The sequence below is a fragment of the Pseudocolwellia antarctica genome, from assembly GCF_049933045.1.
Classification (GTDB): Bacteria; Pseudomonadota; Gammaproteobacteria; order Enterobacterales; family Alteromonadaceae; genus Pseudocolwellia.
The window spans coordinates 1,997,191-2,018,642 of sequence record NZ_CP187926.1 but is presented as its reverse complement, the minus strand read 5'-3'; the positions used below and the strand labels follow the sequence as shown (position 1 = coordinate 2,018,642).

Genomic DNA, 21,452 nt, shown 5'->3' with positions numbered 1-21,452 from the left:
TTTTATGTTTATTCTATAACTGATTATTTACCGTTATAGAATATAAATTATTTATAGTGCTTTGAAAGAATGTAGACGATTTTGTGCTTTTTTAAGATCGTCTTTTAACCATATTTCAAAGCATCGGCTTGCTTCATCAACACATTGGTCGATTAAGCTTTGCTCGTTTGCTGGCGCTTTGCCAAGCACATGACCTGTTACGCGCTCTCTATGACCAGGATGGCCAATACCAAGACGTAAACGGTAGAAATCTTTATTATTAGCCATACAAGAAATTATATCTCGTAAGCCATTATGGCCGCCATGGCCACCGCCTTTTTTAATTTTACAAGCACCAGGTTCCATGTCTAATTCATCGTGAGCAACAAGAATATCTTCTACGGGAATACGATAAAAATTAGCAAGAGGTGCAACTGCCTGACCACTTCGATTCATAAAAGTCGTGGGAATAAGTAAATGAACAAGTTGTTCACCTATATAACCTTTGCCGTAAAGGCCAAAGTATTTTTTTTCAGGTCTTAAAGATATGTTGTAACGAGATGCAAGTTCTTCTACAAACCATACACCGGCATTATGGCGGGTTTTAGTATATTCGGGGCCTGGATTACCCAGGCCCACCACTAACTGAATAGTCATCTAAGGATAAGTCCTAAGAATTATGATTCAGCTGGTGTTTCTTCAGGTGCTGCTTCTTCGTCTTCATCAGATGCGCCTTTAGGTGCATTTGAAGTAACAACAGCTTGGTCATGGCTTTCGCCTTTAGTTAATTCATCAGAAGTAACACCTTTTGGAAGTGTGATATCTGATAAATGTAACGTTTGACCAACTTCAAGAGAAGCAAGATCTACTTCAATGAATTCTGGTAAATCACCTGGTAAACAAGTTACTGCGATTTCGTTGATGTGATGAGCAATTACGCCACCTTTCTTCGCTGCTTCTTCTTCGTTTAAGAAGTGAATAGGCGTGTTAGATTGAACAGCGTGAGTTGCATCAATGCGTAAGAAATCTAAGTGCATTACTACTTGCTTGAACGGATGACGTTGCATGTCTTTAATTAAACATTCAACTGGCTTGCCGCCAATGTTTAATGTAATTACTTGCGTGTAAAACGCTTCTTCTTGTTGTGCACGGAAAACATTTTTGTGCGCTAACGTTAAAGAAATTGGATCTTTACCTTCACCGTATAGAATTGCTGGAACTTTGTTCGCGTGACGTAGGCGGCGGCTCGCACCTTTCCCAAGGTCTGTACGTACTTCAGCATCTAAAGTTAATAAATCAGTCATATTATACTCTTTATAAAATAAGTTAATTAGGTGTTATTTTTTGCGACCAAAAATAACGATATTCCTTTTTTATCTCAATGATGAGTGAACATCACCTAAAAAAGGCGCGCAATAGTAACATTTTGAGTAAGGCAAAGCCAAGCTTATATATAAGAAAACCTAGCTTTATAATGCACTAACTTACTTGCCCTATAAATTAAGCTTATTTTTAGGTTTTGAGACAGGATATAACATTGAATTTAGATTTATACCAAACGGATTAATTTATTGAGCAACTTAGAGCTACATTAGCAAGCTTAGAACAAGAAAAATTGATTAAACATAGTTATTCTATATTTTTTTAATTTTGTGATGTTATTAGTTTGCTAATGAGCCCCGAAGGGCGAGAATTTAACTAGCGAAGCGTAAATCTCGGGGGCTTGCCCCCGTGCTGGATAGTGTATACTGGGGGGACCCCAGTAAATGCTATTCTTCATATGGAACTTCAAAGAAATACACATCATGTCTTTAGATTAATGTACCACTTTGTGTGGATACCAAAGTATCGACACAAAGTCTTCATTGAACCTTATCGTTCAACAATGAAAGCAATTATTCAAAAAGTAGGATATGACTACGATATTTATATCGTAGAGTTAGAAATTCCGAGTGACCATATTCATATGGTTATTAGAGGGATCCCTAAACAGTCGCCAAGCGATGTTATGCAAATAATTAAAAGTATAACTGCTCGTGAGTTTTTTAGAATTTATCCTGAAATTAAAAAGCAGTATTTCTGGGGCGGTAAATTATGGACACAAAGCTTTTTTGTTGAAACGATTGGTAACGCAACAGAAGAAGTTATCAGGAAATATGTTCAAGAACAGTTAATCGAATTAGATGGTAAAGAAATTAATAGCGATCAACTAAACTTGTTTTGAAACTCGGTCGCTTGCGGCCGAGAATTTTATAAGCTCATATGCCGCGTTATTGATTTTGACAAGGGAATAACCATTCTCTTCAATCAATGCCTTGCCTCTAAGCCTTTAAATTCTCGCTAAGTGAGCAATAAATTAATCCGTTTGGTATTATTTAGCACATTGAATATTTGCATAATTGAGTCGAAAAAAGTTAATAAATATATGAAGAGTTATAAATTAAAAGAGTTAACTCAAACTGCAGAGCTAAAAAAAGCGCTTAACGCGCTTTTAAATTGATGTTTATTTTAATGATTTATTTCTCATCAAACATCGCTGATATTGATTCTTCATTACATACACGACGAATAGCTTCTGAAAGCATACCGCTTAGTGTAAGTTGGCGAACAATACCAAGTGCTTTGATTTCATCTGTAAGAGGAATTGAGTCAGTTACAACTACTTCATCTAACATTGAATTTTTAAGATTTTCAACAGCGTTACCCGATAAAACAGGGTGAGTAGCATAAGCAATAACACGTTTTGCGCCATGTTCTTTTAATGCTTCCGCTGCTTTTGCCAAAGTGCCACCCGTATCAATCATGTCGTCAACAATAATACAATCACGACCTTTAACATCACCAATGATATGCATAACTTGAGCAATGTTAGCTTTTGGACGACGTTTATCGATAATCGCTAAATCAGCATCATTTAATAGCTTAGCAACAGCACGAGCTCTTACTACACCACCAATATCTGGAGACACAACAATAGGATTATCTAATTCACGGTTTCTCATGTCTTCCAATAAGATAGGCGTACCAAATACGTTATCTACTGGTACATCGAAGAAGCCTTGAATTTGTTCTGCATGTAGGTCTACCGTTAGTACACGGTCAACACCTACGCTTGAAAGGAAATCAGCAACAACTTTAGCTGTAATTGGTACACGAGCACTTCGTACACGTCTATCTTGGCGAGCATATCCAAAGTAAGGTATAACCGCAGTTATACGACCCGCAGAAGCTCTACGTAATGCGTCAATCATAACGATAAGTTCCATTAGATTATCGTTAGTTGGAGCACAAGTTGATTGAATAATGAATACATCCGCACCACGCACGTTTTCAGTTATTTCAACACTAATTTCACCATCACTAAAACTACCAACTTTCGCTTCGCCAGGAGTAATGTAAAGGCGGTTAGCTATTTGTTTGGCCAGTTCAGGGGTGGCGTTACCCGCAAATATCTTCATGTCAGGCACAGAGAGTTCCTTAGAAACTTTTGACATTAAAATTACAACGCTGCATTTAAATAAATGTCAGCAAACTATGTTATTTAACCAGAATAGTGGTTAAAGCATTAAAATTCATATTTTTCATTGACTAAATTATTTACAACATCAATTAGTGGAGATTGATTAATGCCTTTAGCAACAAAAGATTCAATACCTTCAGGAAGTTTAGATTGCACCACTCGCGCCTCACTTTCAGAGCTAAATCGCGAAAAAATACAAGCACCTGTACCAGTCATTCTTGACGGCGCGTATTCTACCAACCAAGCCAGTAGCTTGGCAACCTTAGGATAGTTTTTTATTACGATAGTTTCACAATCGTTATGGCAGTTTTGTATATTTATTTCATCTGCTAAATTGCTACTTGTGTTATTTAATAAGAGCTTAGGCGTATTTCTTACTAAGTCTACTGAGCCAAATACGTCTTGGGTTGAAATACTGCAATCAGGCTTAGCAACTAAATACCAATGCTCAACAGGATTAATTGGTGTTAACACTTCACCTATACCTTGAGCAAAAGCGGCATAACCATGAATAAAAATGGGGACATCCGCGCCTAAAGATAAACCTAATTCAGCTAGCTTATGAATAGGTAAATTAATTCCCCATAGTTTGTTCAATGCTAACAATATAGTCGCAGCATTGGACGAACCTCCGCCTAAGCCACCACCCATAGGGAGTATTTTATTGATTTTGATTTTAACTCCACAATCGAAGTTGATTTGATCTTGTAATATTTTAGCGGCTTTATAGATCAAGTTATCGGTATTTTTTACACCGATAATAGGCGTTAAAATATCAATGTTATTATTGAGCTTATGGGTACTGAGTTCGATTGTGTCGCCATAATTCAGAAATTGAAATACGGTTTCTAATTCGTGATAACCATTAGGGCGCTGTCCAACTACATGTAAGAATAAGTTGAGTTTTGCTGGTGACGGAAATGAAATAAAGTTGTCTTGGCTCACTATTTTTTCTCTATATAGTCCAATGATTAATGGCAATGTTGATGGTTAAATCTGATGAGGTTATTTTAATTTTATTAGGTACAGCTATTGTTTTTTCACCTTTTTGAATGGTTTGGTAAGAAGCATACGTAATCAACCAATTATAACCATTGTAATGACTGCTTAACGTTAAAGGTAATTGTGAGTCGGAATTAAAGGTAAAACTGTCGTTGTTATTATATGGAATAGCTTTTATCCAATATGATAAAGCTTCAGTAGGGAAGCGCATATCAACTAAAGATTCAATTAAGCTGTCTAAATCATTGTCTAGATAAGTTTTACCATCAACTTCGATAGTATGATTGCCTTCATCAGAGTTTAACTTAAGTACATTAATACCCAGGTAAGTGGTTAAGTTAAGTTGTTGCTTGGTATTTGATTTATTCCAGTATAACGAAGCGCTTTTTCGTTCTTCACTATTAATAAAGGCTATTTTTCCTTTTACTTGCCACGTTGTTAATTGTGCCAACATCTGTTCTCTTTTAATAATATCGCTGGTATAACCTGGTTTTATATTGTTAACAGGTTGGGTTGTTGTACAACCAGCCAGAAAAGTGACAAACAATATCAATAAAATATTAGATTTTTTTGCAGCGTGCTTTTTTAAAGAGTACTTAAACAAACAATAAAGGGTAGTGAAAAGTGTAAAACTGGGAAACATCTTTTTAAGAAGCATAATGGTCCTAAATGGATTTTTATTACTTAACCTAAATACATAAAGTGGCTTTGTAATATATTCGTTAAGTATATTTGACCACAAATAGGAAGGTGCTTTCAATGAATCTCTACCTTTCGTGAAATTTAACGATATGTTGCTGTTAATTTGAGCACTTGATAAAAGTCATCGCTGTTTATACATAAATAAGCTCTATTAGCTCAGTATTGCTGAACTTTGTAAAAGCATCATTCTAAAAAATTAATGACTAATATAACTAAAATATAACGCAAATTTGGTGCCGATTAGTTATAATAAAAACCTATTATCTTTTTTATCACTGTGTTTCATAAAAAGAATAAACGCTTTTCTATAAAGCAGAAGAGAGAATAGTTAATCAAAAGTTTAATCAAATTTTCTAATTAAGGCCTTAATATATAGCGTTATGTCTATTGTTGCTGTTGGTATAAATCATAAAACTGCTCCTGTATCGGTTAGAGAGAAAATCTCTTTTAATCCCGATGCATTGTCTACTGCGCTACAAAGTATGTTAGATACAGTAAAATGCAAAGAAGCGGTTATTTTATCCACCTGTAATCGTACTGAATTATATTTAGTACAAGATGAAGCTATAGATGTAACACAAGAGCGCCTTATCAATTGGCTTGAGCAATATCATAATGTTCCAGCTTCTACTATTTTACCTAGTTTATATATACACCAAGATCAACAAGCTGTTAATCATATGATGCGTGTTGCTTGTGGTTTAGACTCTCTTGTTTTAGGCGAACCTCAAATATTAGGTCAAATGAAGCAAGCTTATGGGCAAGCAAAAGCTGCAGGTTCCATGGCTTTAGTGATGGATCGCTTATTTCAACGTACTTTTGGCGTAGCTAAGCAGGTGAGAACCGAAACTGAAATTGGTGCAAGTGCTGTTTCTGTAGCATTTGCCTCAGTTAATTTAGCTAAACATATATTTGCTAATTTAGAAAAGGTTCGTGTATTACTGGTTGGTGCAGGCGAAACGATTGAGTTAGTGGCTAAACATCTTTATGAAAATAAAGTAGGTAAAATAACCGTTGCTAACCGAACTATAGCAAGAGCCGAAGTGATGGCTGAAAAGTTTGGCGGTAAAGCTATTACACTCGCACAAATACCAGAACAAATGGCATTGTCAGATATCGTTATTACTTCAACAGGCAGTACCTTACCGCTTATAGGTAAAGGTATGGTTGAAGGCGCTTTAGCTAAACGTAAGCACCAACCTATATTTATGGTTGATTTAGCTGTACCTCGAGATATTGAAGAGCAAGTTGCTGATTTAGAAGATGTATTTCTTTATACGGTTGATGATCTGCAAGGCATTATTGCTAAAAACATGGAAAATCGGAGAAGAGCGGCAGTTGAAGCTGAAAGTATTGTAAATACGCAAGCCAATAGCTTTATGTCTTGGTTACGTGGCTTAAATACACAAGATACTGTGGTCAGTTACCGTAAACAATGCTTAGAAGAACGAGACTTGTTACTTAAAAGAGCACTTCTACAGTTAGAAGGCGATAAAAATCCTGAAGCAATAATGGCTGAATTGGCAACAAAGTTAACCAATAAGTTCATGCATGCTCCTACCAGTGCTTTGCAAAGTGCAGCGCAAGGTGGCGAGTTAGACAAGCTTATTTATTTAAGAGATATTTTTGATATAGATAAAAAACCTTAGCTAGTTTCCTCATTGTAATATTTATTTTTGTTCAAAAAAACACAAACCATCGTACATTTACTTAATTTTAGTCATAAAAAATTTACTGTCAGTTTGATAAGCACTAGAATACTGCAACTTTAGCTCGACTAAATTTTCCCAATAAAAGAATAATTTAATGAAAAACTCAGTTTATCAAAAGCTTGAAATTATTTCTGAACGTTTTGAAGAAGTTCAAGCGTTACTTTCTGATCCTGCAACTATTTCAGATCAAGAAAAGTTTAGAGCCTTATCTAAAGAATTTTCACAGTTAGAAATTATTACTAACGCTTTTAACGCTTATAAAGATGCCGTTGACGATTTTACAACAGCAGAAGAAATGCTAAAGGATGATGATCCTGATATGCGTGAAATGGCACAAGAAGAATTTAAAAGTGCTAAAAAAGCGGTTGAAGAAAAAACTGATGAAATACAAATATTATTACTACCAAGAGATCCAAAAGACGACAATAACTGTTTCGTAGAAATACGAGCGGGTGCTGGTGGTGATGAAGCCGCTATATTTGCAGGTGATTTATACCGCATGTATACACGCTATGCTGAAAAGAAAGGTTGGAGAATCGAATTAATGAACTCTAACGAAAGTGAGCAGGGCGGCTTTAAAGAAATAGTTATGAAAGTTGATGGCGAAGGTGTTTACGGGCACATGAAATTTGAATCAGGCGGACATCGTGTACAACGCGTTCCTGAAACTGAATCTCAAGGTCGTGTTCATACCTCTGCATGTACTGTTGTAGTTATGCCTGAAATACCAGAGTCTGAAGCCATTGAAATTAACAAAGCTGATTTAAAAGTTGATACTTTTAGAGCATCAGGTGCAGGTGGACAGCATGTTAACAAAACCGATTCAGCCATTCGTATAACGCATATACCGTCAGGTGTTGTTGTTGAATGCCAGGATCAGCGTTCACAACATAAAAACAGAGCGCAAGCCATGTCTGTTTTACAAGCACGATTACAACAAGCTGAAGATGAAAAACGTAGAAGTGCAGAAGAATCTTCTCGTCGTAACTTAGTGGCAAGTGGCGATCGTTCAGAGCGTATTCGTACTTATAACTTCCCACAAGGTCGTATGAGTGATCACAGAATCAACTTAACCCTTTATCGTTTAAACGAAATTATGGAAGGCAACTTACAGTTGATCATGGAACCTATTATGCAAGAAAACCAAGCTGATTTATTAGCAGAAGTTTCTGATTAATTTGTTTATCTGTTCACTCTATAAAAGATCTGCTAATGCTAACTGAAAAAAATAGCATAAAAACGCAAATAGAGCTTGGCACTGAATTACTTGAAAAAGTATCTGACAGCGCCAAGCTTGACTCTCAAGTACTACTTGGCTTTGTTTTAGATAAAGAAATAAACTACTTATATACTTGGCCTGAAAAAGTTTTAACAGCTAGCCAATACGCTTCCTATTCAGCTTTACTTCAAGAACGTTTATTAGGTAAACCTATCGCTTATATTACAGGCGTTAAAGAATTTTGGTCTTTAGCGTTTTATTGTGATGCATCAACCCTAATTCCACGTCCTGATACTGAAGTCCTGATTGAACAAATATTGGCGGAAGTAGAAGACAACCTAGAAAATAAATCATCAGATACTGTAAGTAATACAATAAGCTGCATTGATTTAGGTACAGGAACAGGTGCGATAGCACTTGCATTAGCCTCTGAAAAGCCAAACTGGGAAATTGACGCGATTGACTACAGTGAAAATGCTGTTGCATTAGCGCAAAAAAATGCCAAGCACTTAGCAATAAATAACGTTAATATTTACCAAAGTGATTGGTTTCTAAATGTAGATACAGATAAACGCTTCGATGTTATTATTAGCAATCCACCTTATATTGACGAAAACGATATTCATTTATCGCAAGGCGATGTGAGGTTTGAACCTTTAAGTGCATTAGTAGCCCAAGATGAAGGCTTAGCTGATATAACAAAAATAGTTAATCAAGCTATACCTTATTTAAAGCAAGATGGTTTCCTCTTCTTTGAACATGGTTATAACCAAGGTGAAGCTGTTAGAAATATTATGCAGGCATCGGGTTTTAGTAAAGTTAAAACAATACAAGACTATGGTGAAAATGATCGTGTTACTTACGGTGCTTTTCATCAATAAAGCATAATAATATAAAAATTTATTATAAAATTAATTCACTCAGTGATTAAATGGCACAATAGAACGTTAATTAATCATTCAAAATATAATCAAGGATTTCCATGAAACATTTACACATGACATTGGCTTTACTTAGTGTTCTTTTATTAACATTACGTTTTGCTTGGTTATTGATGGGCTCAGCCCAATTGAATAAAAAATGGGTAAAAATAGCACCACATGTTATCGATACTTTTTTACTTGCTCTGGGCATAACAATGGCCGTTAAATTATCGATTAACCCTTTTGAACAACTATGGTTAGGTGAAAAAATCCTTGCTGTTATCGCTTATATCTTTACTGCGTTCTACACTTTAAAATTGGCTAAAAACAATACTATGCGAATTATTGGTTATTTAGGTGCATTAGGCTGGATCATATTAGTGGTTAGAATTGCAATAAGCAAACAAGGTGTTTTCTTTTAATTACCCCTTTTAAAACGATAATTTTCACCCCATATAAAGGCATTAATATTTAAATGCCGAAAGTGTATATAGTTGTGTAAATAGCTATATACACAGTCAACCTAATTATTGGAAACATATAACTATTTTGAACAATGAATTGTTGTTATCTGAATTACAGTCAGACGAAAAAAGCTTACTTGACCTATTCTTATTAATTGAAGAATTTGTATTTGAAACGAGCGATACGTCAATTCAGAACATTGAAGATATTATTGAAAGCTGTCAATCAGCCATAGTCGATGTTGAAAACCCATTAGAACAAGTGGAAATTTTAATAAACGAATTGTTTGTTGAGCAGATGTTCATTGATAAGCAAAAAGCTTTTTGGCCTGTAGTGAGTTTTCATATAGAAACTTCGGTAGACTATCGTGTGGTAGCACCTACGTTAAAAGCGGTTATTCTGCAATATATTGTAGAAAGCTGCGGGTTTGAAACTGACATTGTTTATGTACCTGATCATACTATGCTCAGAGTTTCTTGTGACGAGCATTATGCCATTATATTTGAACCTGTTACTGGCGAATCGATAGATTGGCATCAACTAGATGATCGTATGGACGACATAGAAGGCGATCCAAGTGATATTGAGCTATTACCAATAGAAAACACAGCATTAATTAGTGAACATTTAACCGCACTTAAAAACTCTTTAATAAAAGAGACTGGCTTTAATCAAGCATTAAAGTGTGTTGACTTACTGATTGGTTTGCGCCCAGAAGATCCTTTTGAAAGAAGAGATCGAGGCTTTTTATTACACCAATTAGATTGCTTTAAGGTAGCATACGACGATTATCAATATTTTGTTGAACAGTGCCCTAAAGATCCTGCAGCACAATTACTCAAAATGCAGTTAGAAAAAATAACGGTTGTTGATAACACTCTTCATTAGGTGGTAATAAACGAACGTATTTAATTTACTATTGGAGAATGTATGTTACAGCAAGCAGTGCAAGTAACCGCTGAAACACATCAAGCCCTAGTCACTAATGATGCAAGCATTTTAGGCTTTTTAGCTATTATGCTTGGAACCATTTTTTATACTGCCAGTAGCTCACACCCTTTCTGGAAAAAATTCTACACAATAGTACCTGCCGTTTTACTTTGTTATTTTATACCTTCGTTATTAAATACTTTTGGTGTTATTGATGGTGACGAATCTCAGCTTTACTTTGTTGCATCGCGTTATTTACTACCAGCCTGTTTAGTACTTCTAACCATTAGTGTTGACCTTAAAGCTATTGCCAAACTAGGCAATAAAGCTATTATTCTATTTTTTACTGGCACGATAGGTATTGTTATTGGTGGTCCTATTGCGTTATTGATCGTATCCGCTTTATGGCCTGAATTATTAGGTGTTAGCGGTCCTGATGCTGTATGGCGAGGTATGGCGACTGTTGCTGGAAGCTGGATTGGTGGTGGTGCTAATCAAGCTGCAATGAAAGAAATTTATGGTGCTGGCGATCAAATATTTTCGGCAATGGTAACGGTAGATGTAATCGTTGCCAATCTTTGGATGGCCGTACTACTTATTATGGCGGCTAAAGCTAAAAGTATTGATGCAAAGTCGGGTGCAAATACACAGGCGATTGAAGCATTAAAAAATAAGGTTGATAAATTTAACGCAGAACACAGCCGTATCCCACAACTTTCAGACTTAATGATTATTTTGGGAGTAGGGCTTGGAGTTACCGGTTTTGCCCATTTATTCTCAGATTTTATAACGCCTTATTTTATTGCTAATTACCCAGGTACCGCGCGTTATAGTTTTCATAGTAAGTTTTTTTGGATGATTGTATTTGCGACTACGGTTGGTATTATTCTCTCATTTACTAAGGTACGTAATTTAGAAGGTGTTGGTGCCTCGAAAATAGGATCATCATTTTTATATGTATTAATTGCCACTATAGGCATGAAAATGGATATTCGTATGATCTTTGATACACCTATCTATTTTGTTTTAGGTTGTATTTGGATGTTAGTACATGCAGGATTAATGTTGATCGTGGCTAAAGCTATAAAAGCACCATTATTTTATATGGCAGTAGGCAGTCAAGCGAATGTAGGTGGCGCGGCATCGGCTCCGATTGTAGCTTCAGCTTTTCATCCGTCTTTAGCTCCTGTAGGTGTATTGCTTGCTGTACTAGGATATACCGTAGGAACATATATGGCTTGGTTATGTGGGCAAATTTTACAAAGCCTTGCGTAAAGTCTGATAAACTCTCCAATAAGATAGTTAAAATTAAACGTAATAATTTAAGGATTTATAATGGCGTTATCGTCTATTCAGTTAAACAATATTGAAATATCAAACGACAAACCGTTTACGCTATTCGGTGGTATGAATGTACTTGAATCTCGTGACCTAGCCATGAGTATTGCTGAACATTATGTAGAAGTTACGCAAAAGCTAAACATACCTTATGTATTTAAAGCCTCTTTTGATAAAGCTAACCGTTCGTCAGTTAATTCGTATCGTGGTCCTGGTTTAGATGAAGGTTTAAAAATCTTTGAAGAAATAAAATCTACATTCAATGTTCCAATTATTACTGATGTACATGAATGTTATCAGGCACAGCCAGTAGCTGAAGTTGTTGATATTATTCAATTGCCTGCATTCTTAGCTCGCCAAACTGACTTAGTTGTTGCTATGGCTAAAACGAATGCCATTATCAATATTAAAAAACCACAGTTTTTAGCGGCACATGAAATGCGTCATATCATTACTAAATTTGCTGAAGCAGGTAATGAAAAAATGATCTTATGTGAACGTGGCAGCTGCTACGGTTACAACAACCTAGTTGTAGACATGCTTGCGATGGACGAAATGAAAAGCTACGCACCTGTAATTTTTGATGCGACACATGCCTTACAAAAGCCAGGTGGTAGAAGTGACTCTGCTGACGGCAGAAGAGCACAAGCTGCTCAGTTAGCTAGAAGTGGTATGGCAATTGGTATTGCCGGCTTATTTATTGAAGCGCATCCGGATCCTTCTCAAGCTAAGTGTGATGGACCATGTGCATTACCACTTGATAAACTTCAACCTTACCTAGAGCAAATGAAAGCTATTGATGATGTTGTTAAAGGTTTTGAACCACTTATTACAGGTTAATAAACTACTTAAGTAATTTAGCTTTAAAGTAACATAAAAGATAAAAATAAAAGGGTGATAGAGAAATCTATCACCCTTTTTTATAAGTCTTAAATGCTAAATATAAAGTTCAAATGTTAGAACTTTATAGCTAGCCGTATTAAGCAACTTTTACTGAAGTCTTACGGCGTTTGAAACCAACTAAAGCCACCATACCAATCGCGAATAAACCTGCACTTGCTGGCACTGGAACTTGTACTTGGTTTACTGTAATACGCGCTACTTGAAAACCTTGTGCGGTAAAGTCAGCCGCTGCTTGGTCAATTGAATAACCTGCTGGCGTATCACCCCCAAAAATAGATAAACCACCCGCTAAAACAGTTAAACCAGCATGTTGACCCACTACGCCGTTTTCATCTTGTCTTTCTTCTGCATCAGCACCTACTAAGAAAGGAGAGCCATAGCCTCTATTTAATTCTGTACCTGAATCCCAAACATCTGAACCTAATACTAAAATATCTAATCCAACAAACTCATTATTCATATCAAATAATGAATAAGCTGTTGCACTATCGTTGCCAATAAAAGCATCGTTAGTAGGAATTAACATAGACAAGAAACTGAAGTAGCCATTGTCGGTTGCATTGATGTCAAATATTGCTGATGTTGCCGTTTCCCCAGGTTCAAATACTGGAGCACCACCAAATCCTTCAGGAGCAAGCACTGCACCTTGCTGTCCAGTTGCATTACTTGCCATAAAGTCAGAAGAAATACCTGAAAAGTCACCGCCTTCTGCTAATGCTTGTAACGAAGCTGAAGATGTAGAGCCAGCATCAAATGAATCAAAAGACCCATCGTGAAAACCAACCCATACAGGTGTTAGTGCTAAACCGCCTGTATTGAATAAGTTACTTACTTCTACTTCAACCATTGCTGCTTGTGATGCACCAGATAGTAAAGCGCTACCCGTTAATGCTGTTAACAATGCTGTTTTTATTATTTTCATGCTAATTTTCCCCAAAGTATAAATTACGTGTCCCTATGCTAATTACAATTAATTAGCACTTGATTAACATGATAAGAAGCAGTTATCACAGAGTTATCACGAAGTCATAACAAAAGGCTCAAGATATACTTGTTACCAATCAGTATAGGTATATACATAAGGTAGGGTTATCATCATAATGTTAAAAGTTTTTAATGAATGATTTTTTATTTAAATCACTCATAATTAAGTGAAATTTAAGTACTACCCATTATATTATTGGAGAATTGTGTGACCTTATTGTTTGTTGTTATTGCATCAACATTACTGGCTGGATTAGGTATGACGGTAGGAGCTGCATTAGCTTGCTTTAAAATGCGTTGGATAAATAATGAAGTACAACACGGTATTGTTGCTTTTGGGGGCGGGGCGTTATTGTCTGCAGTGGCTTTAGTATTGGTACCTGAAGGAATGGAACATACAACACCATTTACCGCCTGTGCTTTTTTTATCTTAGGTGGCTTATGTTTTATGTATCTCGATATTTTTCTTAAAAAGAGAAATACACCTGCTAGCCAACTTGCGGCAATGGTTTCTGACTTTGTTCCTGAATCAATCGCATTAGGTGCTGCATTTGCTACAGGAAGTAACGGGGCATTTTTACTTGCGGGCTTAATTGCATTACAAAATATACCCGAAGGCTTTAGTGCTTATCGTGAGTTAAATGAATCGCCGTCTTTTAATACACGTAAAATACTTATTATATTTACACTATTAGCCCTTTTAGGCCCTGTTGCGGGTGCATCTGGCTACCTCTGGCTTTCAGGTTACCCAGTAGTTATCGCATGTATTATGTTATTTGCTTCAGGCGGTATTCTTTACTCAATATTTCAAGATTTAGCACCCAAAGTTGTATTGAAAAATCACTTAGCTCCACCGATGGGAGCCGTGTTAGGTTTTGTATTTGGCATGTTCGGTTTTATGCTTACTGCTGCTTCGTAAGCTTAAGATAAAAATGAAAATAATTTAGAGAGAATTTATGACATATCCAATTAAGGGTACTTGCCAATGTGGCAATATCAGTTACACAATAAAAGCTAAACCTACAAAGGTTATGGCTTGCCATTGTCAAGAATGTAGAAAGTTATCTACTAGCGCATTTAGCATAACAATCGTTGTTGACACTAATGATATCGAGTTCAGCGGAACTTTTAATGAATGGGTTCGTATTGCTGATAGTGGAAATAAAAATCACGCTAAATTTTGCGTTGGTTGTGGCAATAGAGTTTATCACTACAACCCTGATGACTTATCTAGCATCAGATTAAAATTACAACCGATTGATGTCGCAGACGATACTATTTTTCAACCTAGTGTTCATGTATGGGTAAGCGAAAAGCTCAGTTGGTTTGTTATTCCAGAAAATATAACCGCTTTCCCAAAACAAGCGTCTTAATAAGCTGAGACATGAGTACCTGTTAATATTCATCTATTCATTCAATTTTACATGCTTATTTCACTGTAATTGAATGAATAGCTATCCCATCAAATATCATTAGAAACTAAATGTTTAGCCTACTTTTTTGAGTGATTTTTTATAAACTTCACTGTGTTTATCTTGCTCACAGCAAACACTCAATAGATCATCAATAAAGTGATTTAAAGCACGCGCTTCAATCTGTTGCATTAATAGCTGCTGTTCGCTTGTTAGCATGTGGTACATGGTTGCCGCGCCAAAATCACCAAATATAATATTCGCTTCATCATCAAATAAGGTGTTATGAGCATACAAATCGCCATGAGAAACTTGGTTGCTATGTAAGTGTTCAAACACGTCTTGCATCTGCGACACTATTTTACTTATTTGATGAATACTTAAAGTGAAGTCAGTGGGAAAAGTATCTCGAGTACAGCTTTTCAAAGAGGGTGGTAAGCCTAAATTATTATAACCTGCAGGTATCAATCCCATAATAAGCGCTAAATAACCGTCTTCGTTTACTTGGGCTAAAGAGCGAACAATATTTTTGTGGTTACCTGTTTTTAAACAAACTTGTAATTCATCTTTTGGATAACCGTCACTCGTTATTTCGCCTTTAAATACTTTTACAGCGATCTCATTAGGAAACTTTGATTGATTTTCTTTCCATACGGCGCGTGAAATAACACCTGATGCACCGCGCCCAAGTTCTTCTTGTAAGACGTAACTAGAAGATGGGACTAAAGGAACGGAAGTCTGAATGTTTGCTTCATTCAAAACAACTTCATCAAAGCTAGTAGTATCTGTTTGAGCTTTGCTAAAAGGATTACCTGAAAAAGCCAGCCAAGCAAGCTTAGGTAGTTGTAATAAGTGAGTAGGGCACTCGTTGAGTTGGTTAGCTGAAATACGCACTAACTCAAGATTTTTCAGCTTCGCCATGGTGAGTGGCAGTTCAGTTAATTGATTGCCTGCAACCATGAGTTTTTGTAATAGAGTGCATTCGCCTAAAGTATCAGGTAAAAGCTTAATACAATTATCCGTTAATATTAACCAACGTAACTTTTTAGGTAAGGCATTTGCAGGTACCGTTCTAATTTTATTCGCTTTAAAGCCGACCATTTCTAAACTTTCACATTGTCCAAGTACTTCAGGCAAAGTGGTAAAAGGATTATCAGAAGCAAAAAACATTTTGAGTTTAGTTAATTGAACTAACTCTTTAGGTAAAGAGGTTAATTGGTTATTCGATAAATCTAATACTTCTAAGCTGTCAGCCAAACTTAAAATTTCGAGAGGAAATGAAGTTAAGTTTTCAGAAAGTGCTAAGCGTTTAACGCCCAGTAAGTCACCATTTTTTAATTGAGATAGAGTCTGCATAGAAGTTTTACTGCTTTTAGATAATATAAGATAATTGTCGCGGTGTAGTTTACTTCAAGCCAAAGCTTATTGCTGAATAAATTAAGAAATATTAAGAATGGTTTCAGTCAGTTCCAACGAATCTTGATATAATCTGGTCAATAGCAAACATAAGCCCAGTAATACCAAAGCGTTAACAGGATATATATCATGCATTCAGCAATGCAAATGAACAAAGACGACCTCAGAAAAACCAAACCTAGTAGAGACGAGTACCTCCAAAAGCCAAAACTGCCATTAATTGTGGTGTTAGACAATGTAACCAATAGCTACAATATTGGTTCTTTTATTCGATTAGCTGATGCTTTTGCGATAGAAAAAATAATAGTCTGTGGTGAATTAACTATCTCTGATAAGAAGTTACGAAAAGCATCTCGCAATGAAGCTAAATGGGTAACGGTTGAATATAGTGATAGCACCACTACAAGTTTACAAGCCTTATTAGATGAAAACTATACGGTGTTTAGTGTCGAGCTTTGTCACGAATCTGTTGATTATAAAGAAGTGAGTTATCCTCAGGCGAGTGTTTTAGTCTTAGGTAATGAACGCAAAGGTGTCAGTGAAGCGGCATTAAAATTAAGCCATCATCAAATACATATACCTATGTTTGGTATGGGAAATTCTTTGAATGTATCTACGGCTGGTGCGATTGTTTTAGCTGAATGTGCGAGCCAAGTACGTAAGTTAGGTTAATAGCGTTTCAATCAAAAATTAATATTTAAAAACACATATTAAAAAGCCTCTAATTACATTGCGTAAAAAGAGGCTTTTGCTTCGAAGAGTTAACTTCTTTAATCTAACTTAAATTAACTTCACTCAAATTTAATTTAGCGTGTACGAGTAATAGTTATCTTTGCTGTTGGATTGTTCCAACGATGACTTTCATCTAATACAGACGAACTTAAACCTTCCATACTTGCATCATCAGCGTTAGCATTTGAAACTACACCACTGTGAAAGTGAACACGGTCAAATAAATCGTCACGAGCAGCATTAAAGCCTGCTGAAGCTCCACCGCCACCAGCTGCACTTGCTGCAGGACCTGGAACTGTTGATGCTGACTCAAGATTTAATTCTGTACCTGCATCCCAAGTTGGCGCCATAAATGAAGTAGAATCGCCTACAGCCATGCCACTTACGTCCATAGCATTTAAGCCCGTAAAGCCATCGTTAGTATTACCTAACATACTTGCAAAACTAAGACGTAGGTTATCAACATCAAGGTCTGGAACAACTAACGTTGCTGCAGCACTAGTCGATCTTGGGTTTGTACCTGAACCTGTTGAAGCTGAGTCAAGGTAATTAGCAGAAGCTGTTGCTTCACTGATTAACATAGCAGGGTCAGCAGCTTCAGCTAACATTTCAATACCTACACTAGCAGTTTCGCCATCTACAAAAGCATGGTAGCCAGGTTCATGTAAAATAACGGCAGCAGGGCTCATCGGTTGATTAAACGTTAGGTTGTTAAAATGAACAGTATAAACGGCTGAATTACCATTTGTACCCGGAGCACCATCTTCACCGTCCACACCATCTAGACCGTTTGTACCATCGGCACCTGCAGTGCCAACAACACCCGCAGCGCCAGCTGCACCTGTAGCTCCATCATCACCATCGAAGGTACAAGCGGAAGTTATAGTAACTAACATTGCTAGTAAACTTACTTTGAATAATTGATTTTTCATATTGAGTTTCCTTCGATTAAGACGCTGGAACTGTAATAGTTACACGAGCAACAGGGTTTAACCAACGGTGAGATGTTGAGTCTAAATCACTTGCTCCACCTGTAAGGCTAGTATCACCTAAAATACCTCTGTGAATATGTACTGGACCGTCTGTACCATCTTCAATTTCACCATTTTCGATTACAGCGCCAACACCTGTTCCGCCAACACCTAAAGGTACTGGAGAAGCGCCAACACCAGCAACACCTGGTAAACCATAACCGCCTAACGCGTTACCTGTTCCAGCTTCTACAACATCTGTACGAGTACTGTTTATTTCATCATTTAATTCTGTACCAGCATCGTATGCATGTAACGTGTAAGTATAAGTTCCAGCTTCTGTAGGAATTTCTATACTATCTAAGCCAGCAAAAGTATCGTTAGTTGGAACTAACATAGTTAATAGTGATAAGTAAGGCTTATCCATAGTATCAAACGGGTAGCTTAAAGAAGCAGATGGACCTAAAGTTCCACCAAATCTGTGCCATGTGTTAGCACCATTGTCTGTATCAACAGGACCAAGCTCTGCTTCAAAGTTTTGGCCACTAGAATCAGCATTCTGTGCATCATCAATAACACCCGCTTCAGCTAACCATGCAAGTGCAGTAGAAGCATCTTGACCCGCTTCAAAAGCGTCATAAGTTGCATCATGAGCAATAACTAAACGTGGAGTAAATGTTTGAGCGTGAGTTAGGTTTGTAATTTGTACGTCTACTACAACTGCATTTGCAGAACCTGATGCTGCCATTGCTAAAATTGCAGCAGAAGCTAATTTTGTTAATTTCATTTTGTTTTCCTTTATTATTTTGGGAGTGCAAGTTGTTGAACTGGGTACAATATAAAGTTTGCCCTAAAGGAATACCTCACGAATTCATCACAATTCCATAACAAGTATTTATTGTGTTTTATTTCATAGGTTTAGGTCGTTTTTTATTTTGAATAAAGGCTAGGTTTATGTTTTATGTGAAATGATAATCATCAGGTAAGAGAGAAACAGCTTAATAATTCAACGTTTAAAACCAAGGTATTATGTATTGATGATTTTTAGTTCTGCTTGGGCTAGATAATGGTGAAGTAGGGTGAATCGTTTGTTGTGTTCAATGTTGAAGCAAATAATAAAGTATTTTTTTAGCTCTTATATAATATTTTATAAAAGCTGAGAATTGAATTCTGTATATAGGAGGGCTTACGCATATTATCTAGCTGTGACTTCTCAGACAGAAGTACACAGCCTTAGCACATAATTCTTATTACCTAGCTCTAAACTAATACTACAAGCCTCTTTGCCATTCTTGTCGTAGTGGAATATGAGTAGACTTGTCTATCGCCATTTGTACGGTATTAACCAGTGTTGCTTTGTCTTTACCTAACACGCCTTTTAATACAAGGTAGTTTGAGGCGTGGTCTGATCTAAAAATGGTTTTTTCTAATTCGAGTTCTGATAACAGTAACTTCATTTCTTGAAAAAGCTCCTGCTGTTCTAACAAGCGAAATGGCTGATGGTTATTTTCTATAAAGTTTTTAGCAAAACGCTCTTCACCTAAAGGGAAGCTGACCACTAAGGTTGATAAAAAATCAGGTTGAGCTGCATTCATTAACCTAGCTGAATTAATTGCATGTTGCTTTGATAATTCAGGTCCGCCTAAACCATTTAAAATCATCACCGAACTTTTCATACCTGCTTGTTTAATTTTATTTAAGGCGATTAGAGAGCTCTTGTAGGTTTCGCCTTTTTCAATTAACTGCAAAACTTCATCATCGCCACTTTCACAACCAACATAAACTAAGGTTAAACCTAACGCTCTTAGCTCGGTAAGTTGCTCTACGGTTTTATTGGTCAAGTTTCTTGGTAAGCAATAACTTGAAACGCGGGTGACTTGTGGTAAATGCGTTTTAATGAGTAGAAGAATTTCTTTTAAGCGATTGAAAGGTAGCATCATGGCATCGCCATCGGCTAAAAACACACGACCTACAGGTAAGCCAGAAGCAACTATTTTAAGTAACTCTTGCTCGATTACATCTGTTTTTTTAGGTTTGAATTTTTTGTTGTCAGCTGTATACATGTCGCAAAAGGTACACTTATTATAAGAACAGCCATTAGTGACTTGTAATATTAAACTTTTCCATTCACTTGGTGGACGAAAAACGGGTTCTATATAATTTAATGGGTACATAATGGGCTCAATGTTTTAGCTTATTTCTTTGATATATTACTGAGGACTCTACTGCTTAATACTTTTAGTAGTAGAGTATTAGAGCTGCTATTGAAAGCAGCCCTAGCGTGTTTTATTTATCGTCTAATAGGTAAGCTAAGTCTTCATCGTCATCTGCATGGAAGTCGTAACCACCATCAAAATCATCGTGTAATTCATTCATTACAGAAACGGGAAGTTCTAATATATCAGGGATGAAAATTGATATATCCATCTGCTGTTCAATTAAACCTTTAAGATCGCTAAATTCTAATAAATTCAGTTCATCTAAATAATTTCTGGCAGCAACAGGTAGCTGTTTACTTATGTTTTCTATACAAGTTTCAAGCTTATCAAAAATATCTACCTGATCGCTTGTTGTAAGGTACGAGATTAGCTCTTCGTATAAGCTATTGGTGTATTTCTTTTTGTCAGTGTCTATTAATAATAAAGTCACCGCAGAGTTTAAGAATTTTTGTATTTCAAACTGTAGGATGTCTTCATCATTATCAACAAGAATAGTATTAGCACAATAAACCGAGGCAATGCTTTTATAAATGTTCAATAGCATTGCGCTTTCGTTACCTGTTTTTTCTATCGCGTTATGCATTAATCTGATATCAGAAGTATCGTTAACGGATAGGGCATAATTGGTGATAGATACTTCTTCAAAGTATGAAGGAGAAATTTCTTTCAATTTTGCATACTTTGCCCAGCCAGCTCTAAAGCAATAAACAATCCCTTGGGTTTGTAATATTTCTTTGGCTTTTTCGGTATCGTTATCGCAAAGATCTAACAAACCTAAATTACTCATACCGAGTACAATTTCACAGCCTTTTCTAATCTGATCAGCATAAATAATTGATAAATTGTCTGACGCTATACGTAGCGACATATCAGACAGTTGCTGCTTAGCTTTATGCATATATTCTGGCGTAAAATAGCCTTCACTTTCTCCGTCTTTTAATACTAAAAGGAGAAAGGGATGATTACGTAACTCTGCTATTTTCATTAATGATTCCTAATCAAATAATACTGATGATAATATGTTG

General features: G+C 36.3%; 22 protein-coding genes. 11 read left to right on the top strand and 11 right to left on the bottom strand.

Annotated features, from left to right (window positions below):
• Positions 1-51: 51 nt before the first annotated feature.
• Together pth and ACPUVN_RS08725 are read right to left on the bottom strand one after the other, a co-directional pair.
• Positions 52-636: an aminoacyl-tRNA hydrolase gene (gene pth, locus ACPUVN_RS08730; protein WP_426356999.1), complete on the bottom strand. Its 585-nt coding sequence runs from the start codon at positions 634-636 to the stop codon at positions 52-54.
• A gap of 20 nt (positions 637-656) precedes the next feature.
• The gene (locus ACPUVN_RS08725) at positions 657-1,283 is read right to left on the bottom strand and encodes a 50S ribosomal protein L25/general stress protein Ctc (protein WP_426370473.1); all 627 of its coding nucleotides are present in this window, start codon (positions 1,281-1,283) and stop codon (positions 657-659) included.
• Between the two features lie 476 nt (positions 1,284-1,759).
• Here ACPUVN_RS08725 and tnpA point away from each other — a divergent pair, with 476 nt between their 5' ends.
• Entirely contained in the window at positions 1,760-2,203 is a 444-nt protein-coding gene (gene tnpA / locus ACPUVN_RS08720; protein WP_426370472.1) for an IS200/IS605 family transposase, read from the top strand.
• A gap of 292 nt (positions 2,204-2,495) precedes the next feature.
• Here tnpA and ACPUVN_RS08715 read toward each other — a convergent pair whose 3' ends face one another.
• The 3 genes from ACPUVN_RS08715 to lolB form a co-directional block, all read right to left on the bottom strand.
• Positions 2,496-3,446, bottom strand: a complete 951-nt coding sequence (locus tag ACPUVN_RS08715) for a ribose-phosphate pyrophosphokinase (protein WP_426370471.1) — start codon at positions 3,444-3,446, stop codon at positions 2,496-2,498.
• Between the two features lie 98 nt (positions 3,447-3,544).
• Positions 3,545-4,444 carry a 4-(cytidine 5'-diphospho)-2-C-methyl-D-erythritol kinase gene (gene ispE / locus ACPUVN_RS08710; RefSeq protein WP_426370470.1) on the bottom strand — a complete coding sequence of 300 codons (900 nt, stop codon included), beginning with the start codon at positions 4,442-4,444 and terminating at the stop codon, positions 3,545-3,547.
• Positions 4,445-4,454: 10 nt separating this feature from the next.
• The gene (gene lolB / locus ACPUVN_RS08705) at positions 4,455-5,144 is read right to left on the bottom strand and encodes a lipoprotein insertase outer membrane protein LolB (RefSeq protein ID WP_426370563.1); all 690 of its coding nucleotides are present in this window, start codon (positions 5,142-5,144) and stop codon (positions 4,455-4,457) included.
• A 439-nt stretch (positions 5,145-5,583) separates the two neighbouring features.
• Between lolB and hemA the strand changes: the two genes are divergently transcribed.
• From hemA to kdsA, 7 genes are all read left to right on the top strand, one after another.
• Positions 5,584-6,852 (top strand): glutamyl-tRNA reductase, encoded by a 1,269-nt coding sequence (hemA, locus tag ACPUVN_RS08700; protein WP_426370469.1) that lies wholly within the window; start codon positions 5,584-5,586, stop codon positions 6,850-6,852.
• 157 nt (positions 6,853-7,009) lie between these two features.
• Positions 7,010-8,092, top strand: coding sequence for a peptide chain release factor 1 (prfA, locus tag ACPUVN_RS08695; RefSeq protein ID WP_426370468.1), 1,083 nt, complete (start codon positions 7,010-7,012; stop codon positions 8,090-8,092).
• Between the two features lie 35 nt (positions 8,093-8,127).
• Positions 8,128-9,015, top strand: a complete 888-nt coding sequence (prmC, locus tag ACPUVN_RS08690; RefSeq protein WP_426370467.1) for a peptide chain release factor N(5)-glutamine methyltransferase — start codon at positions 8,128-8,130, stop codon at positions 9,013-9,015.
• A gap of 101 nt (positions 9,016-9,116) precedes the next feature.
• Positions 9,117-9,479, top strand: coding sequence for a SirB2 family protein (locus ACPUVN_RS08685; protein WP_426370466.1), 363 nt, complete (start codon positions 9,117-9,119; stop codon positions 9,477-9,479).
• 127 nt (positions 9,480-9,606) lie between these two features.
• Positions 9,607-10,410, top strand: a complete 804-nt coding sequence (locus ACPUVN_RS08680) for a tetratricopeptide repeat protein (RefSeq protein ID WP_426370465.1) — start codon at positions 9,607-9,609, stop codon at positions 10,408-10,410.
• Between the two features lie 42 nt (positions 10,411-10,452).
• On the top strand, positions 10,453-11,727 hold the full coding sequence (locus tag ACPUVN_RS08675) for a DUF819 domain-containing protein (RefSeq protein ID WP_426370464.1): 1,275 nt from the start codon (positions 10,453-10,455) through the stop codon (positions 11,725-11,727).
• A 60-nt stretch (positions 11,728-11,787) separates the two neighbouring features.
• On the top strand, positions 11,788-12,630 hold the full coding sequence (gene kdsA / locus ACPUVN_RS08670; protein WP_426370463.1) for a 3-deoxy-8-phosphooctulonate synthase: 843 nt from the start codon (positions 11,788-11,790) through the stop codon (positions 12,628-12,630).
• Positions 12,631-12,769: 139 nt separating this feature from the next.
• Here the strand turns inward: kdsA and ACPUVN_RS08665 are convergent, their stop codons facing one another.
• Positions 12,770-13,615, bottom strand: coding sequence for a spondin domain-containing protein (locus ACPUVN_RS08665; RefSeq protein WP_426357011.1), 846 nt, complete (start codon positions 13,613-13,615; stop codon positions 12,770-12,772).
• A 270-nt stretch (positions 13,616-13,885) separates the two neighbouring features.
• Between ACPUVN_RS08665 and ACPUVN_RS08660 the strand changes: the two genes are divergently transcribed.
• Entirely contained in the window at positions 13,886-14,596 is a 711-nt protein-coding gene (locus ACPUVN_RS08660; protein ID WP_426357012.1) for a ZIP family metal transporter, read from the top strand.
• A 37-nt stretch (positions 14,597-14,633) separates the two neighbouring features.
• The gene (locus ACPUVN_RS08655; RefSeq protein WP_426357013.1) at positions 14,634-15,050 is read left to right on the top strand and encodes a GFA family protein; all 417 of its coding nucleotides are present in this window, start codon (positions 14,634-14,636) and stop codon (positions 15,048-15,050) included.
• A 114-nt stretch (positions 15,051-15,164) separates the two neighbouring features.
• Here the strand turns inward: ACPUVN_RS08655 and ACPUVN_RS08650 are convergent, their stop codons facing one another.
• Positions 15,165-16,445: a leucine-rich repeat-containing protein kinase family protein gene (locus ACPUVN_RS08650; protein WP_426370462.1), complete on the bottom strand. Its 1,281-nt coding sequence runs from the start codon at positions 16,443-16,445 to the stop codon at positions 15,165-15,167.
• Between the two features lie 189 nt (positions 16,446-16,634).
• Here ACPUVN_RS08650 and ACPUVN_RS08645 point away from each other — a divergent pair, with 189 nt between their 5' ends.
• The gene (locus ACPUVN_RS08645) at positions 16,635-17,177 is read left to right on the top strand and encodes a TrmH family RNA methyltransferase (RefSeq protein WP_426357015.1); all 543 of its coding nucleotides are present in this window, start codon (positions 16,635-16,637) and stop codon (positions 17,175-17,177) included.
• Positions 17,178-17,311: 134 nt separating this feature from the next.
• Here ACPUVN_RS08645 and ACPUVN_RS08640 read toward each other — a convergent pair whose 3' ends face one another.
• The 4 genes from ACPUVN_RS08640 to ACPUVN_RS08625 all read right to left on the bottom strand — a co-directional run bounded on the left by ACPUVN_RS08640 (position 17,312) and on the right by ACPUVN_RS08625 (position 21,412).
• Positions 17,312-18,169, bottom strand: coding sequence for a spondin domain-containing protein (locus tag ACPUVN_RS08640; RefSeq protein ID WP_426357016.1), 858 nt, complete (start codon positions 18,167-18,169; stop codon positions 17,312-17,314).
• Between the two features lie 16 nt (positions 18,170-18,185).
• Positions 18,186-18,995 carry a spondin domain-containing protein gene (locus ACPUVN_RS08635; protein WP_426370461.1) on the bottom strand — a complete coding sequence of 270 codons (810 nt, stop codon included), beginning with the start codon at positions 18,993-18,995 and terminating at the stop codon, positions 18,186-18,188.
• 484 nt (positions 18,996-19,479) lie between these two features.
• A complete protein-coding gene (locus ACPUVN_RS08630; protein ID WP_426370460.1) occupies positions 19,480-20,382 on the bottom strand; it encodes a radical SAM protein in 903 nt (300 codons plus the stop codon).
• A gap of 112 nt (positions 20,383-20,494) precedes the next feature.
• Positions 20,495-21,412, bottom strand: coding sequence for a DUF6178 family protein (locus ACPUVN_RS08625; protein WP_426370459.1), 918 nt, complete (start codon positions 21,410-21,412; stop codon positions 20,495-20,497).
• Positions 21,413-21,452 lie beyond the last annotated feature (40 nt).

What these genes read in the sequence shown, in the direction of transcription:
- pth (WP_426356999.1), bottom strand. Translation starts at nt 636, where the DNA reads ATGACTATTCAGTTAGTGGTGGGCCTGGGTAATCCAGGCCCCGAATAT.
- ACPUVN_RS08725 (WP_426370473.1), bottom strand. Translation starts at nt 1,283, where the DNA reads ATGACTGATTTATTAACTTTAGATGCTGAAGTACGTACAGACCTTGGG.
- tnpA (WP_426370472.1), top strand. Translation starts at nt 1,760, where the DNA reads ATGGAACTTCAAAGAAATACACATCATGTCTTTAGATTAATGTACCAC.
- lolB (WP_426370563.1), bottom strand. Translation starts at nt 5,144, where the DNA reads ATGTTTCCCAGTTTTACACTTTTCACTACCCTTTATTGTTTGTTTAAG.
- hemA (WP_426370469.1), top strand. Translation starts at nt 5,584, where the DNA reads ATGTCTATTGTTGCTGTTGGTATAAATCATAAAACTGCTCCTGTATCG.
- prfA (WP_426370468.1), top strand. Translation starts at nt 7,010, where the DNA reads ATGAAAAACTCAGTTTATCAAAAGCTTGAAATTATTTCTGAACGTTTT.
- prmC (WP_426370467.1), top strand. Translation starts at nt 8,128, where the DNA reads ATGCTAACTGAAAAAAATAGCATAAAAACGCAAATAGAGCTTGGCACT.
- ACPUVN_RS08685 (WP_426370466.1), top strand. Translation starts at nt 9,117, where the DNA reads ATGAAACATTTACACATGACATTGGCTTTACTTAGTGTTCTTTTATTA.
- ACPUVN_RS08675 (WP_426370464.1), top strand. Translation starts at nt 10,453, where the DNA reads ATGTTACAGCAAGCAGTGCAAGTAACCGCTGAAACACATCAAGCCCTA.
- kdsA (WP_426370463.1), top strand. Translation starts at nt 11,788, where the DNA reads ATGGCGTTATCGTCTATTCAGTTAAACAATATTGAAATATCAAACGAC.
- ACPUVN_RS08665 (WP_426357011.1), bottom strand. Translation starts at nt 13,615, where the DNA reads ATGAAAATAATAAAAACAGCATTGTTAACAGCATTAACGGGTAGCGCT.
- ACPUVN_RS08655 (WP_426357013.1), top strand. Translation starts at nt 14,634, where the DNA reads ATGACATATCCAATTAAGGGTACTTGCCAATGTGGCAATATCAGTTAC.
- ACPUVN_RS08650 (WP_426370462.1), bottom strand. Translation starts at nt 16,445, where the DNA reads ATGCAGACTCTATCTCAATTAAAAAATGGTGACTTACTGGGCGTTAAA.
- ACPUVN_RS08645 (WP_426357015.1), top strand. Translation starts at nt 16,635, where the DNA reads ATGCATTCAGCAATGCAAATGAACAAAGACGACCTCAGAAAAACCAAA.
- ACPUVN_RS08640 (WP_426357016.1), bottom strand. Translation starts at nt 18,169, where the DNA reads ATGAAAAATCAATTATTCAAAGTAAGTTTACTAGCAATGTTAGTTACT.
- ACPUVN_RS08635 (WP_426370461.1), bottom strand. Translation starts at nt 18,995, where the DNA reads ATGAAATTAACAAAATTAGCTTCTGCTGCAATTTTAGCAATGGCAGCA.
- ACPUVN_RS08630 (WP_426370460.1), bottom strand. Translation starts at nt 20,382, where the DNA reads ATGTACCCATTAAATTATATAGAACCCGTTTTTCGTCCACCAAGTGAA.
- ACPUVN_RS08625 (WP_426370459.1), bottom strand. Translation starts at nt 21,412, where the DNA reads ATGAAAATAGCAGAGTTACGTAATCATCCCTTTCTCCTTTTAGTATTA.